The sequence below is a fragment of the Alteromonas sp. MmMcT2-2 genome, assembly GCF_022348305.1.
In the GTDB taxonomy this organism is placed as follows: Bacteria; Pseudomonadota; Gammaproteobacteria; order Enterobacterales; family Alteromonadaceae; genus Alteromonas; species Alteromonas macleodii.
Genome location: NZ_JAKRFA010000020.1, coordinates 52,237 through 66,931 on the forward strand (window position 1 = coordinate 52,237; position 14,695 = coordinate 66,931).

Sequence of the window (14,695 nt, forward strand, 5' to 3'; positions counted from 1 at the left end):
TTACTATTACTTTGTTTTAATTTTGAAAGTTTATGATCAGTGTATTTGATATGTTCAGCGTGGGCATTGGCCCATCGAGTTCGCACACCGTAGGACCAATGAAAGCAGGCGCCGAGTTTGTCACCGAACTCGCTCAGGAAGCTGCGCTTTTTGATTCAGTGGATAGCGTGAAAGTTGAACTGTTTGGGTCATTAGGCCAAACCGGTATCGGCCACGGAACAGGAAAAGCTGTTATCCTCGGTTTACTAGGAGAACTTCCAGACGTTGTCGATGTGGACAGCATCGAGACTAAACTTGAAGAAATACGCAACACGGAAAAGCTTTGCCTTAATGGCCAGAAATTAGTGCGCTTTCCTAACAAGAACGCCATTGTTTTTCACCGCCGTAAAACGCTCCCCAAACACGCTAATGCCTTAACGTTTTATGCGTACGCGAAAGATGAGCTTGTAAAACAACAAACTTATTACAGTATTGGCGGTGGTTTTATCATAAAAGACGAAGACTTCGATGCGACCAAAGCGCATGCAGCCAGCCTGCAAGCATCAGTACCCTTCCCTTTTAAAACGGCCGGTGACCTTCTTGCTCTGTGTAAAACTAACGGCTTAAGCATTAGTTCACTGATGCTACGTAACGAATCAACTTTCAGGCCCAAGCACGAAGTGAAGCAACAGCTACACAACATTTGGTTAGTGATGAAAGCCTGTATTCAGCGAGGTATCGAAAGCGAGGGTATTTTACCTGGTGGGCTAAAGGTAGTTCGCCGTGCGCCTGGACTATACCGTCGACTTCAAACTGAACACACAAACGACCCTATGCAGACTATGGATTGGGTTAACTTGTTTGCTTTAGCTGTAAACGAAGAAAATGCAGCTGGCGGCCGTGTTGTAACTGCACCAACAAATGGAGCAGCGGGCATCATTCCGGCGGTTCTACAGTACGTAGATAAGTTTATTCGACCTGTTGATGAAGAAGTAGCAAGCCGATTCCTGCTTACCGCAGGCGCTATTGGTATTCTCTATAAAGAAAATGCGTCAATCTCAGGTGCTGAAGTAGGTTGCCAAGGAGAAGTAGGCGTCGCTTGTTCAATGGCTGCAGGCGCGTTAGCTGAAATTATGGGGGGCACAGCTGCCTCGGTAGAGAACGCTGCGGAAATCGGTATGGAGCACAACCTCGGCCTTACTTGTGACCCCGTGGGTGGCTTGGTTCAGGTTCCGTGCATTGAGCGAAATGCCATGGGTGCAATCAAAGCCATTAATGCTTCTCGTCTTGCACTGCGCGGAACCGGTGAGCAAAAAGTATCACTAGATAAGGTTATTAAAACTATGCGCGATACTGGCAACGATATGAAGACTAAGTATAAAGAAACGGCGAGAGGTGGGCTCGCGGTAAATATTATCGAATGTTAGCGCCGCGCTCTAACTAGACAATATGTGAAACGCAAAAAAGGGGCAATTAGCCCCTTTTTAAAACGTTTTCAACAAGCGCTGCGTTTACTTTACTGGAAGCGTCACGCCTTTAAACATTTTTTCTACTTCTTCGTTATTTTTCAGCATCATAGCTTTCTCAACCTTGTCCTTGGTCAGGTGAGGCGCAAAACGCTCAATGAAATCGTACATATAACTTCTTAAGAACGACCCTTTTCTGAAACCAATTTTCGTCGTGCTGTAATCGAACAGGTGACTTGCATCTATCTTCACAAGATCATCATCTAACTCTTCGCTTACCGCCATCGACGCAATAACACCAATACCGACACCTAAGCGGACATAGGTTTTAATAACGTCGGCATCTGTTGCGGTAAACACGATTTTAGGTGTTAGCCCTGCTCTTTCAAACGCTTGATCTAATTCAGAGCGCCCGGTGAAACCGAAAACATAAGTAACCAACGGATATTTGGCAATGTCTGAAATATCGATAGTGCCCTTTTTCGACAACGGATGGTCTTTGTTTACTATTACACTGCGATTCCAGTGATAACAAGGAAGCATGACTAAATCGTTGTACAAGTGGAGAGCCTCGGTAGCGATAGCAAAATCGGCTTCGCCTTTGGCAGCCAGGTCGCTAATTTGAGACGGCGTGCCCTGATGCATGTGTAATGACACTTTTGGATACTTGCTCATGAAACCCTGAATAACATCAGGTAATGCATAACGGGCTTGCGTATGCGTAGTCGCAATATTTAGTTTACCTTGATCTGGAAGCGTGTGCTCCCTTGCTACCGCTTTAATACTCTCTACTTTGGCTAGTATTTCACGAGCTATATTGATTACATCATTACCGGCGTCTGTTACGTGTGTTAAATGCTTACCGCTACGGCCAAAAATCTGAACACCTAGTTCATCTTCCAACATGCGAACTTGTTTGCTGATACCCGGCTGTGAGGTATATAAACTTTCTGCTGTTGCTGACACGTTCAAATTGTTATTGAGGACTTCTACGATATACCGTAGTTGCTGTAGCTTCATATTTTACACCGTTTAATGCGATAGACTGACACTGTACTCCCTCCGTTATAACCAAAACCACCTTTTTTTACTAGTTGCTATTACGAAATTGGCATTATAAAGTTGAAAATAATTGAATTTTTACATTTTCGAGTGGGATTTATTCGCCTTTATCCGATTTCTTCTACATTATGGGTAGGTGATTAAAAAGCACGGTGTTAGATAGATAATGAGTAGCAGTAAACAAGTTACATCCACAATTGATTTTTCATCGGTGTTGGCAGCTGCTGTGCACGATATGAAAAATTCACTTTTTCTCCTTATTCAATCTATTGAAACACTCAGCGACGCCCTTTCTCCTCAAGACGAGAAAGCTAGAGAGCAGGTTGCGAGTGTTCATTATGAAGCATCCAGGCTCAACACCAATCTTGTTCAAGTACTCTCTTTGTACAGGGCTGAATTAGAAAGTTTACCCATTACCGTTGACGAAAGTTTCATCAAAGATTTGGTTGAGGATGTTGTTGGCTCTAATGCGTTATATGTATCGCAGAAAAATATTGATATAAGCATCGCTATCGAAGATGACCTTAGCTGGTACTTAGACAGTGAGTTAATTTATTTGTTATTAAACGATGTAATCATTAACGCAATGCGCTATGGAACATCCCAAATAATAGTAAGTGCCAAAGCAGACGAGAACGACTTCATGACCATTAAAATAGAGGATGATGGTCGTGGCTATCCTGAAGCGATGTTGACTAAAAGCCACGAAGAGCTATGTGACTTTGAGTTAAGCCAAGGAAGAACGGGATTGGGGTTATTTTTTGCGAAGTTAATTGCAAACGCGCATTCTCAAGGAGATAAAGTGGGCTCAATCGCCCTTTCCAACGGCGGGAGTCTCGGTGGAAGTGTATTTGAAGTAAAAATACCGTAAGATTGACCGATAACATTAAGTAATACAAAAAGTAACGCTCGTACGTAGTAATACGTTAACGTTATAAAAAATAAAAAACAGACGGAAACACACGCATGTACGTGATTATTATTATATTAATTGTTGTTTTGCTAATCGCAGCTATCTTTATCAATGCAATGCAACAACATCGTCAAAAGCAAGAGGCTGAGCGCAGAACTGAACTTGCCAAACAGCGTACTATTGTCGACGAAACTGAGAACGTTATTGCCGCCTGTGTAAACATGCCTGTTTCTTCGCGCATTATGGGCATACTTCACAATCGTATTCTAAATGCCTTGAAAGCAATGAACGATTTATCGAGTACATCTGAACTAAAACAGCGTATCTCAAGCAGTGAGCAAGCAACCGCTGCTGCTCTTTCGGACAATAGCGGTATCACTAACGATTTCGCGTTACCCGACAACGACAAAATGATCATTCAATACATTCAGGCCGTTAAGAAACTGCGCATTATTCTTCGTTCAGAACATAGCAAAGGGCAAATTGATTCTAAAGTATTCATGGATGAAGATAAGCAGCTTGAACGCTTGCAGGTAAAAGTAAATGTAGAAACATTGATTAAGCGCGGCCGCGCTGCACTTCAAACTAATATGCTTGGGTCAGCCAGACAGTATTTTGAAAAGGCGAAAAACGCACTAGAAAATCAAAACCCTCAAGACGAATACTCAACGTCTAAACTTGCTGCACTTAACGAGTGGTTGCACGAAATCCAAAGTAACCTTAAGAGCGTGAACGAAAAAGATCGCGCCAAGAAGCAAGAAGAAGAAAGGGACGAATTAGACGAGTTGTTCGCACCTAAGAAGAAGTGGTAGGTCGAACCTTTTCTTAGAAACTATAAAGCGCATTATTTCACTCATAATGCGCTACGGCCATGTTCCACATTGATTGAGCCGGCAGCGATAACCCTTTTCGCGCATTTCGAATTATTCCAATATTTTTCACCAGAGGCATGTCACTAATTTCTTTTGTTACTAGCCCCAATCCCTCCATTTGCGCTTTACAAATCGCCGGCATAATAGATATACCTAAACCATTTAGAATAAGCTTTCCTAGTGTAGATAGCTGCCCCGTTTCCGCGATTATATTTAGCTCACCATATTGTGCTAGCTTAGATTGAGTCCAGTGGCGTACCGCAGATCCCCTATTCATCATTACCAATGGAAGTTTTAGACAGTCCTGCCAATGCAACTTGTCCCCTAAATGGGCTGATTGTGCTTTGTTGGTCACAACAACAAACTCATCAGCAAAAAGGCTTTTAAACACTAAACCATCTTTGCGCTCTGGCTCAAACGAGAACCCAATCTCGCTGCGTCCAGTAGTAACTTCATGAATTACCTGTTCCATTACTACATCGACAATTCGTAAGTTTACGTTTGGAATTCGTTGATGAAATACTGACAAGATATTCGGTAAATGAGACTCGGCAAATGACGGCATAGCGCAAATGGTAAGCTGCCCTTTCGCCATAGCAAACAAATTTTGAATATCAGAAAAAGTATTGTCCCAGTCGTGCAGTAGCCTCAAAGCATTTGGAAACAACACCTCTCCTTCTGGTGTTAGGCTTACATTGCGTGTATTGCGTTGGAATAACTTACCGCCTAACTGCTCTTCCATTTTTTTAATTGCCGATGACAAAGCTGGCTGTGTTAAATGTAGATTTACCGCGGCTTCAGCAAAGGTTGATGACTTGGCCACTTCTACAAACGCTTTTATTTGACGGTATGAAACATCCATAAACTTTTCAACTGATCTCAGCGATTAATAAATAGTTTTTATTAATTGCAAGATTAATTCGATTTTACAAATGAAGCAACAATGTCGATACTTATTTTTAACAAATGCATTGGAGATAGAGAATGGCGGGATTTAACAAAGTTGTATCCTCATACGAAGAAGCAATGGCTGGCCTTGAAAATGGTATGACAGTTATTGCGGGCGGTTTCGGATTGTGTGGTATACCCGAAGGACTGATAGGCCAAATTAAGAAAATGGGCGTATCTGGACTTACGGTAGTTTCTAATAACTGCGGTGTAGATGGATTTGGATTAGGCCTTTTATTGGAAGATAAGCAAATAGCCAAAATGGTGTCTTCTTATGTAGGTGAAAATGCCCTGTTTGAAAAACAACTGCTTAACGGTGAGTTGGAAGTTGAGCTTACACCTCAAGGAACGCTGGCGGAAAAAATGCGCGCTGGTGGTGCTGGCATTCCTGCCTTCTACACTGCCACAGGTTATGGTACGCCTGTTGGTGAAGGAAAAGAAGTCAAAGAATTCAACGGTCGCCCTTATATTCTTGAACATGCTATTACTGGCGACTTTGCCATTGTAAAAGCATGGAAAGCAGATACTTACGGAAACTGTATTTATCGCCATACAGCACAAAACTTTAATCCTATGGCGGCTACTGCAGGTAAAGTCACTGTGGTAGAAGCAGAGGAAATTGTAGAGCCTGGTGAATTGAACCCTAGCGAGATCCACACACCAGGGATTTATGTTAACCGTGTCATTCAAGGTTCATTTGAAAAACGTATTGAACGCCGTGTAGTTAGCAAGGAGTCAGTGTAATGCTTAGTAGAGAACAAATCGCAATGCGCGTCGCTCAGGAATTTAAAGATGGCGATTACGTTAATTTAGGCATTGGTATCCCTACCCTTGCAGCTAACTATGTACCAGATGACATCAGCGTGATGCTGCAATCAGAAAACGGCCTTTTGGGCATGGGACGTTACCCGACTGAAAATGAAATTGACGCTGATATGATAAACGCTGGTAAAGAAACGGTAACGGCTATCACAGGCGCATCTATTTTTAGTAGCGCCGAGAGCTTTGCCATGATCCGCGGCGGCCACGTTGATTTTACTGTACTTGGCGCATTTGAGGTTGATGTATCGGGCAATATTGCGTCTTGGATGATACCGGGCAAACTCGTTAAAGGCATGGGCGGCGCTATGGACTTAGTTGCTGGAGCAAAGAACATAATTGTTACTATGACCCATACCGACAAACACGGTAACCCAAAACTACTTGGCGAATGCACCTTACCGTTAACCGGTGTTAACTGTATTACGCGCATTATTACCGACTTAGCAGTGCTGAGTGTTGAAGACGGCGCATTTGTGCTTCAAGAACGCGCCCCGGGCGTCAGCGTTGACGAAATTAAAGGCAAAACGGGCGGAAAGCTTGTTGTTCCTGAAAATGTACCTGAAATGCAGTTTTAAACTCTGCGTTTAATTGTACTTTTCATTTAATTGTACTTCTCATTTAATTTTGCTTCGCAATGTCGCGCTTATCATTCAGCATTTATGCTCTTGTGGTAAGCGCGCCATTGAGTTAACTCACATTTTTGCTTTAACTTTATATTCTTCGTTGAGTAACGATTGTTACAAGTACCTGCCTTCAGTGTGCAAACTTACAAGCCTTTCCAATAAACCTTTAAATGCACCGTGCATTAAGGGATAATGCGCCCGAATGTCATTTTAAAAAAGGCTATACCTTCTTGCTAGTTACTGATTTACCTGTTCACCACAAAATTATTTCTAAGCTCGAAACGAAAAACATTTCGACGCTTACCGAAATTCAAGAACGCACTATGCTGCCTGCTATTCAGGGCAAAGATATAATTGCGTCATCAAAAACGGGGTCAGGTAAAACCTTCGCCTTTTTAGTGCCAGCTATAAACAGGCTAATGTCGCAAAAAGCCCTTAGTCGTCAAGACCCACGCGCACTTATTCTTGCGCCAACTCGTGAGCTAGCCAAACAAGTTTTCATTGAAGCTAAATCAATGTGTACCGGGCTAAATCTTACTTGTTCACTTATTGTGGGTGGTGAAAATTATAACGACCAAGTTAAAGCGCTTCGCCGTAACCCTCACATTATCGTTGGTACCGCTGGTCGTGTAGCCGACCATCTATTAGATAAAAGTGTGTATTTAAACGGTTTAGAGTTGCTTATCTTTGATGAAGCCGACCGAATGTTAGACTTAGGCTTCTCTGCTCAGCTTAAAATGATTAACGACTATGCTGATCACAGAAAGCGTCAAACTATGTTGTTTTCTGCCACGCTCGATAATATTGAGCTAAAGCATATGACAACGCAGTTAACCAAAGGCGCTGTTCGCGTAGCTGTAGGAGACTCAACCGCAGAGCATGGCGATATCGAACAGAAGTGCTTCTTTGCAGACAATGTTGATAACAAAGATCAAATTTTACAGTTTGAGCTAGCTAATCGTACCTACAACCAAGCTATCGTATTTACAGCTACCCGTGAAGATACCGATAGAATTGCAGCACTGCTTAACGAACAAAACTTAGAAGCTATTGCGCTTCGTGGTGATATGCTACAAAGCCAACGCGCAGCAGTAATGAGTGCGTTTGCTCGTGGACAGCACAGTATTCTGGTTACTACCGACCTCGCCTCTCGTGGACTAGATCTATCAAAAGTAGGATTGGTGGTTAACTTTGATCTTCCTAAGAACGCGGATGAATACATTCACCGTATCGGCCGTACAGGCCGTGCTGGGCAAAAAGGCGAAGCATTCTCGCTAATTGGCCCTCGTGATTGGAACAGTTTCGAGGGGCTTAAGAATCACCTTCAATATGCGTTAGAGTGTTCACCGCATGACGAATTCTCGGCGTCTTTCAAAGGTTTTACGCCGAAGAAAAAAGTATCGAAACAATCAAATGCGAAAAGTGGTAAAAAGCGCGTAGCGAAACCAGCAAAACCTGGCACTAAAAAACGTGTCGATACCATGTCTGGAGAAGACATTGGTATGGTTCCTGTGAAACGCAAGCCAAGAAACACTCTGTCTGACGACGACGAGTAAAACTCTATATCGTAGTCTGAACCATCACCGCCGCTAGTCACAATTCACTATTGAATAGCGGTGTGTAACCTTTCACTTTGTTTTTAATCACATTTCCTGCAGCCCTTTGATGGAACACTTCGCCATCATATGCTCTACTACGCATATAGCAACAAGTCGATTGTGCTGACTACACGCTTCAACTGTTTGTAACAAAGCGTGTAAGCGGCACAAACTCCCCCTTTAAAATGGATTTTAACCACATGAAATTTATAAAGTTCGTATCGTTAGCCTTGTTTATAGTATTAGTCGTTGTGGCACTTTCCTATGAAAAAATAATAGCACGCGTATTGTTGCCGCAATACATAGAGTGGGCACATGAAACAGATATGAAAGGCTTAAAAATAGGTCAACCGTTGAACGAACAAGAATTGGCGCTAGCAGCGGAGATAGGCATAAAACAGCCTAAGAAAGTAAGAATTGTTTATGTAGATGAAGTGCCTTATCCCTACGAAAACTTCGCGCTTAAAGTGTTTGGTGAAGCCGTTGGACTTGTTGGAGAAGGAATAATAAATAACGCACAAGTTTTCGGCTATTCGATTTATGCTCGTAAAGATTTCGAGCTTAATAGACCCAAGTTAGCCCACGAATTAGTGCATGTGTTACAGATTGAACGAGCCAGTTTGGATGAAGTTGTCACCCAACACTTTTTCGACATGGCTGAATACGGTTATGATAAAGCCCCACTAGAAGTAGAGGCGTCTGCAGCCAATAAATTATACAGCGCTGAATGGTAATTTGTATTCACCAAGGATTGCTTTTTAGGGCGCCTGTATTTGTTGTTAAAAGAAATCTTTGTATGAGAGGACCGTTTAAGATAAGTCATGCGGACATTTTAGATTTTATTATATTGCCAGACTAAAATAAGCTGTAAGATAGTAATTATTAAAACGGGGGCATATTTGGGCTATTCCAGTTAAAGGCTGTGCCAAGCTCTCGCACCACGCTAAAAATCGCTTACGTCTAGGCATTTAAATATGACTAAGGAAGGGACTATGTCAAACTGGTTTAAAGCCACTCTGCTACCGAAAGCCAAGCAAAATCTGATTTATACCATGATACTCGGTGGCTTGGCCCTTATGGCGTTAGGGACATTTCTTCCTGCCACAGCTGGTACTGTTTGGGACAAATTGTTGTCTCTGTTTTTGAGTTTTGGTTCTGCTCTTATTGGCGGTGGTGTATTTGCTGCGCTGTTGAAGTCTGCGCAGTTCACCGAACTTTTCCAAAAACATATATTCGATGTGTTTCATAATCCTCATAAATTAAAGAATTTGGTTTCGATCGAGGAACGCTGGGCTTCTCTCACTGAAGCTCTCCTGAATGATGTGTTACCAAGCCATAAGGGCCTTGCTCGGGCCAATATTAAAGAGCAATTTTTTGATAATGAGCTTGAGTATCATATGGAAGACCTGTCTATGAAGTACTCAATCATTGTAGATACTAGGGCAAATCGCGTTCAGATCGTGAATAGGTCTATTCAAAAAGTCGTGATCAATCCCAACAAAGAAAACCCCATGTTTGTCCAAGGGGCTGGGACACGAGATAAATCTCATACTCCATTACTTACTGAACTAATTATCAATGATGAATCTATCACTAATTTTACCGAGTATACTCATCCTACAGATGAAGATGAAAACGATATGGAGGTTCGCGTACCTTTGAATCGCTTTGCAGGCGAAGATAGAGGTAAACCAATTACTATTGACCGCGTTTTAACTTTTGATCAAGACTTAACTACGGAACCGTATATAAGTGGTAACTTCACGAGGTTTATTAAGGAAGCTCGTATAGAGGTTGATATAAATACTAAAGAGTACGGTCTACTGTTTCAAAGGACGGGTAACTGGGGAAGCGGGTCAACAGCAAAAGGAACTTATGATAGAGTTTTCGAATCTAATGGTAAATGGGTGTTAGCGCGGCGAGATGAATTGCTAATGCCAGGCCAAGGCTTTATAATTATGTTTGTTCCTAATAGGAACACTCAAGGAGACTAAAAATATGAATTCTACTCATACAATTTAATTGTTCAGAAAGGTCGCTGCTGCGGCCTTTCTTGTATCTAATAGTTAGTTATAAAGAAAAAGCTTAAACGGAGTGATACCATCTTAACTTAAGTGAGGTTCTGTACTGCAAGCGCACCATCAGCACAATTCCGTAAAACTCTTTTTGAGTCGTAACTGTTGACAGAATAAATGGGGCGCTGCCAAATTAGTACCCTGCCGCACATGATGGAGTTTTACCAAACTTCCGCGTAAAACTCCCCTTATTACTTATTGCGCCCTTACTATTGCATATTCCCGATGACTGGCTTACGTCAACGCTGACATTCATGGCTAACGTAATGACGCTAAATTTCGCATTAAACACGAATGGCCAAACTCAACACATAAAAAAACGAGTGCTTAAAAGCACTCGTTTTCAATTGGCTCTTTTACGTGGCCTAGCCCTCGTTTTCACGCTTGGCCTAGCGTGTCGAAAGCCTCAGTCGACGATAAGTGTTACTAAGTTTAAACTTAGTATTCCCACCATCCTTCTTGCCACCACTCCAAAAACTCTTCAAAGTCGATGTAACCGTCGTCGTTACTATCGATAAGCTTAAAGCCTTCTTGTACGTGGCTAGCTTTCGTTTTTGGTGAAATAACGGTTAGAAGCTCGATGAACTCCGGCAAATCGATTTGGCCGTTGCCATCACGATCGAAAAAGCTGAAGTCCTTTCTAATTTCTTCAATTTTAGATTCTGAAAGTTGAGTGCTCACTCGCTTTCCTTATTTCAACTGCAATAAGCACGAGTGTAACGCCCTTCTTTCTAGCTGTCTACGCCTGATTTTCTTTTGCTTTAAGTGCGCGTAAACGTTGAGCTTCTGCTTTTTCCTGACGCTTTTGTTCCATGGTCAAACGCGCTTCCGTTCCTACGTGCTCTTGTTGACGCTCTTTTGCCAGCTGAACCTGTTTTTCACGTTCTCTAAAGCGAGCAATTTGATCGTCGGTATGGGTACCAAAGCAGTGTGGGCAGCTAACACCCGGCTCATACTTATCACTCTGCTTGTCTTCTTCAGTAATTGGAAGTCTGCACGCGTAGCACTGCTCATAATGGCTTTTCTCTAAGTCGTGGTTAACTGCAACGCGATTATCGAATACAAAGCAATCGCCTTCCCACAACGACTCTTCTTTCGGTACATCTTCAAGGTACTGTAGAATACCGCCTTCTAAGTGATAAACCTCGTCAAACCCCTGCTCTTTCAAGTAAGCCGTCGATTTTTCACAGCGAATACCACCGGTGCAGAACATAGCCACTTTTTTATTTTTTGACGGGTCGAGCTCTTTCGCTACGTATTCAGGAAACTCACGAAACGTTTCGGTTTTAGGGTCGATAGCGTGTTTGAACGTACCAATTTCAATTTCATAACCGTTTCGCGTGTCAATAACCGTAACATCTGGGTCGCTAATAAGTGCGTTCCAGTCTTTAGGTTTTACGTAAGTACCAACGGTTTTGCGAGGGTCGATACCCTCAACGCCCATGGTCACAATTTCTTTTTTCAGTTTTACCTTGGTGCGATAGAACGGCTGTTCATCGTGAAGAGACTCTTTGCAAGAAATAGGATTAATACGCTCGTCGCTGTTTAAATAAGCAAGTAATGCGTCGATACCTTCGCGAGTACCAGAAACCGTACCGTTTATCCCTTCGTGGGCAAGAAGAAGTGTACCTTTAATGCCATTAGCTTCCATTGTTTCGAGAAGCGGGTGGCGGATTTCTTTGAAGTTTTCAAGCGCAACAAATTTATACATTGCGCATACAATATATTTAGACATATTTTAACCTTTGCTGATTGGAGCGTAAGACCAGTGCAAAAATGCGGCGCGCAATATAACAAAAAGGAATTATAAAAACTAGGGCGGATACGAATTAGCGCTCCTCCGTCAACCCAAACTTAGTCCGCAACAACGAATTGAAAAAACTGCTATGCAATATTCTCAAAAGATGTGAAGTGTGACGAATTTTCTTGTTGTGAATGGAATTCTTTATCTTGTGATGAAAGGATATCGTATAGCAGCGTATTATCTTCCTTCACGGTGTTAGTGTATTCCTTTTTCAACCGCTTTTGTGTTGCCAAACTACAATTATCTACTACATCGTCGGGTAGACGTTTAGCATCATCAGTTTGTGAAAGTGGAGAGGGATTCATACTTAAATATAACCTTGCTGCCGCATAGTCTTGAGATACTAACTCAGACAAAACGCGCATTCTGCCCCATTCGCTTTCATTAGCAGCTAGCGATGGCCTTCTATAATAATTTAACGATGCAAGCTTGGATTCGATGCTGCTTTTATCATCAGATTCTGACGCTACCGCTTCAATTTCAAATGGCTCGGCAACACTATGTTGCTGCATAGCAAGATATAAAGAGAACAACGCTCCCTGCGCAGATGCTTTAGCAAGCACACCACTGCGCTCCCAGTATATACTGGGGTCAATAGGTATTTGCTCACGAGCTTCGACAGTTTCTTGCGACATTCTTATTTACAACTTCATATGTATACTTATGTTTTCGGCAAGATAATGTTTTTCTTAAGCTTATTATCTAAAATTAGATATACTCCTATAAAGTAATCGCGCGCTCATTCATGGATTTGAAATGCAATTTAGCAACAAACAAGTACTGATTGTTGAAGACCAACGCCCTTTCCTTCTTTTATTAAAGGGGCTGATGCATTCGATGGGCGCATCTGATGTAGTTACGAAGTCATCTGCTGAACAAGCGGTATCACTATGTAAAAAGCATAAGTTTGATATTGTCATTTGTGATCTACATTTGGGAGCTGACAACAAAAATGGCTATGAGCTCATTGAAGAGTTGCGCACTCGAAGGCTTATCAGTCCCACATCGGTGTTCATTCTGATAAGCGCAGATAGCGCTCGACCGATAGTGTTGGGCAGTATTGAACGTAGACCCGATGATTTTTTAATTAAGCCCTTTTCTCAAGTTCAGCTGAAATCTCGTATTGTTCGTGCGTGGCAGAAAAGACAGTTTCTCCAGCAAGCGTTTAGTCTCGTTGAACAGGGTGAAATAAACAGTGCGATCGACCATATCGAAGCGTTACTTGACTCCCCTTCCCACTATAAAGGTCACTGTGAACAGCTATTAGTCGAGCTATACTGGCGTATAAAGCAACCCGATAAATCGCTAGATGTGTTACGTGACTACATTGACGGAAAACCCGTGCTGTGGGCACAAATAGCTATTGGAAAAACTTACTTGCTTTTAAAGGAATATGAGAAAGCGATTTCAATTGCCAAGAGAACGCTAAAGCGTAACCGGTTCAATGCAGACGCCCACGATATTCTTGCGCAAGCACACCAAGCCACCACAGCTGGCGACAAAGCACTAGATGCAATAAAAGAAGCAATAAAACTGTCACCCTACTCCTTACCCAGGCATTTCAAAGCCTGTGAAATAGGTCGGCAAAATGACGATTTAGTGCTGGCAGCGAGTTCAAGCCAAGCGATCTGGGATTTATCAAAACGAACCGTTCACAAAACAAGTTTACACTGGTGCGGTATTATCCGAAGCCTTTTAGATGTCGCAGAGTTTGCAGACGACAAGCGCCAGCGCAATAAGTATCAGCAAGAAGCATTACTTACCCTGCAACGAGGAAAGTTTGATGAACATCTTCAAAAAATGGACAGAGATTTTGACGTAGATATATTTGGCACAATCGTCAACGCTAGAATTAGCGCTATAGACGGCAAACTGATTGATGCCAAACGCCACTTAACAACGTCACAAACGCTTCTTGATGATAAGTACACGGAAGTTCCTACCGCGTTTATTCCTGACAGTATTAACGTTATGTATAAACTGGGTGAGTTTGATGATGCGCTACAGTTGAATGCACTTTTAACTTCAAGACAGGATGAGCTCGACCAAAACAGTCTAAACATGCTGGATGCGCAAGCCCTCAATGCTCAGAAAAACTTAGCCAGTTATCAACAGTTCAACCGCGAAGGCATTCAACACTATCAGCAGCAAGATTACGAACGTGCTAAAGCTTCATTTGCCCTTGCTCAAGGCTTTGCTCCTGTAAATACAGGGGTTGCGCTTAATCTATTACAATGTCTTCTACAAATTGCAATCAAAGAAGATAAAGCCGAAATGAAACTCATTAATGAGTGTAAGCGGTTGTTTAAATTGATTGACGATATGTCACTTAAGGCGCCGTACAAAGAAAAATACACCAACCTTAGAGATGAACTCTCTAAATATATCAGCTTTTGAATTAGAAAACTGGTGAGCTATGAGATTGTTAGTTTTTTTAGAGCCTGTAACAGATTCTGTGTAACTGCCATTAGTTAATGTGCTTTTCGAGTCGTTCCTCGAACTCGATAATAAAACGACTCATCGCCTGACGCCA

At 42.2% G+C, this 14,695-nt stretch carries 14 protein-coding genes; 9 read left to right on the forward strand and 5 right to left on the reverse strand.

The window, feature by feature from the left end:
* Positions 1 to 32: 32 nt before the first annotated feature.
* Positions 33 to 1,406: an L-serine ammonia-lyase gene (locus tag MHM99_RS12765; RefSeq protein ID WP_014949525.1), complete on the forward strand. Its 1,374-nt coding sequence runs from the start codon at positions 33 to 35 to the stop codon at positions 1,404 to 1,406.
* An 84-nt stretch (positions 1,407 to 1,490) separates the two neighbouring features.
* On the opposite strand, the gene cysB is transcribed toward MHM99_RS12765, so the two are convergent.
* Positions 1,491 to 2,465, reverse strand: a complete 975-nt coding sequence (gene cysB, locus MHM99_RS12770; RefSeq protein WP_014949524.1) for an HTH-type transcriptional regulator CysB — start codon at positions 2,463 to 2,465, stop codon at positions 1,491 to 1,493.
* 208 nt (positions 2,466 to 2,673) lie between these two features.
* Between cysB and MHM99_RS12775 the strand changes: the two genes are divergently transcribed.
* Positions 2,674 to 3,378 (forward strand): HAMP domain-containing sensor histidine kinase, encoded by a 705-nt coding sequence (locus MHM99_RS12775; RefSeq protein WP_171337044.1) that lies wholly within the window; start codon positions 2,674 to 2,676, stop codon positions 3,376 to 3,378.
* Positions 3,379 to 3,473: 95 nt separating this feature from the next.
* Positions 3,474 to 4,232, forward strand: coding sequence for a hypothetical protein (locus MHM99_RS12780; protein WP_014979324.1), 759 nt, complete (start codon positions 3,474 to 3,476; stop codon positions 4,230 to 4,232).
* Between the two features lie 37 nt (positions 4,233 to 4,269).
* Here MHM99_RS12780 and MHM99_RS12785 read toward each other — a convergent pair whose 3' ends face one another.
* A complete protein-coding gene (locus MHM99_RS12785) occupies positions 4,270 to 5,154 on the reverse strand; it encodes a LysR family transcriptional regulator (protein WP_171337045.1) in 885 nt (294 codons plus the stop codon).
* A gap of 122 nt (positions 5,155 to 5,276) precedes the next feature.
* On the opposite strand from MHM99_RS12785, the gene MHM99_RS12790 reads away from it, so the two are divergent.
* The 5 genes from MHM99_RS12790 to MHM99_RS12810 all read left to right on the forward strand — a co-directional run bounded on the left by MHM99_RS12790 (position 5,277) and on the right by MHM99_RS12810 (position 10,277).
* On the forward strand, positions 5,277 to 5,984 hold the full coding sequence (locus MHM99_RS12790) for a CoA transferase subunit A (RefSeq protein WP_039232997.1): 708 nt from the start codon (positions 5,277 to 5,279) through the stop codon (positions 5,982 to 5,984).
* Positions 5,984 to 6,637 (forward strand): CoA transferase subunit B, encoded by a 654-nt coding sequence (locus MHM99_RS12795; protein ID WP_239219623.1) that lies wholly within the window; start codon positions 5,984 to 5,986, stop codon positions 6,635 to 6,637. Before MHM99_RS12790 ends, MHM99_RS12795 begins: the two co-directional genes overlap by 1 nt.
* A 278-nt stretch (positions 6,638 to 6,915) precedes the next feature.
* Entirely contained in the window at positions 6,916 to 8,241 is a 1,326-nt protein-coding gene (locus MHM99_RS12800) for a DEAD/DEAH box helicase (RefSeq protein WP_014976575.1), read from the forward strand.
* Positions 8,242 to 8,483: 242 nt separating this feature from the next.
* Positions 8,484 to 9,017: a hypothetical protein gene (locus MHM99_RS12805; RefSeq protein ID WP_239219625.1), complete on the forward strand. Its 534-nt coding sequence runs from the start codon at positions 8,484 to 8,486 to the stop codon at positions 9,015 to 9,017.
* Positions 9,018 to 9,275: 258 nt separating this feature from the next.
* Complete coding sequence (locus MHM99_RS12810; RefSeq protein WP_049586252.1) at positions 9,276 to 10,277, forward strand: hypothetical protein; 1,002 nt, start codon at positions 9,276 to 9,278, stop codon at positions 10,275 to 10,277.
* A 519-nt stretch (positions 10,278 to 10,796) separates the two neighbouring features.
* On the opposite strand, the gene MHM99_RS12815 is transcribed toward MHM99_RS12810, so the two are convergent.
* From MHM99_RS12815 to MHM99_RS12825, 3 genes are all read right to left on the reverse strand, one after another.
* Positions 10,797 to 11,039, reverse strand: a complete 243-nt coding sequence (locus tag MHM99_RS12815) for an EF-hand domain-containing protein (protein WP_012518428.1) — start codon at positions 11,037 to 11,039, stop codon at positions 10,797 to 10,799.
* 58 nt (positions 11,040 to 11,097) lie between these two features.
* On the reverse strand, positions 11,098 to 12,093 hold the full coding sequence (locus tag MHM99_RS12820; protein WP_049586251.1) for a rhodanese-related sulfurtransferase: 996 nt from the start codon (positions 12,091 to 12,093) through the stop codon (positions 11,098 to 11,100).
* Between the two features lie 149 nt (positions 12,094 to 12,242).
* Positions 12,243 to 12,797, reverse strand: coding sequence for a VC2046/SO_2500 family protein (locus MHM99_RS12825; protein WP_049586250.1), 555 nt, complete (start codon positions 12,795 to 12,797; stop codon positions 12,243 to 12,245).
* 121 nt (positions 12,798 to 12,918) lie between these two features.
* Between MHM99_RS12825 and MHM99_RS12830 the strand changes: the two genes are divergently transcribed.
* Positions 12,919 to 14,559, forward strand: a complete 1,641-nt coding sequence (locus MHM99_RS12830; protein ID WP_239219627.1) for a response regulator — start codon at positions 12,919 to 12,921, stop codon at positions 14,557 to 14,559.
* Positions 14,560 to 14,695: the final 136 nt, after the last annotated feature.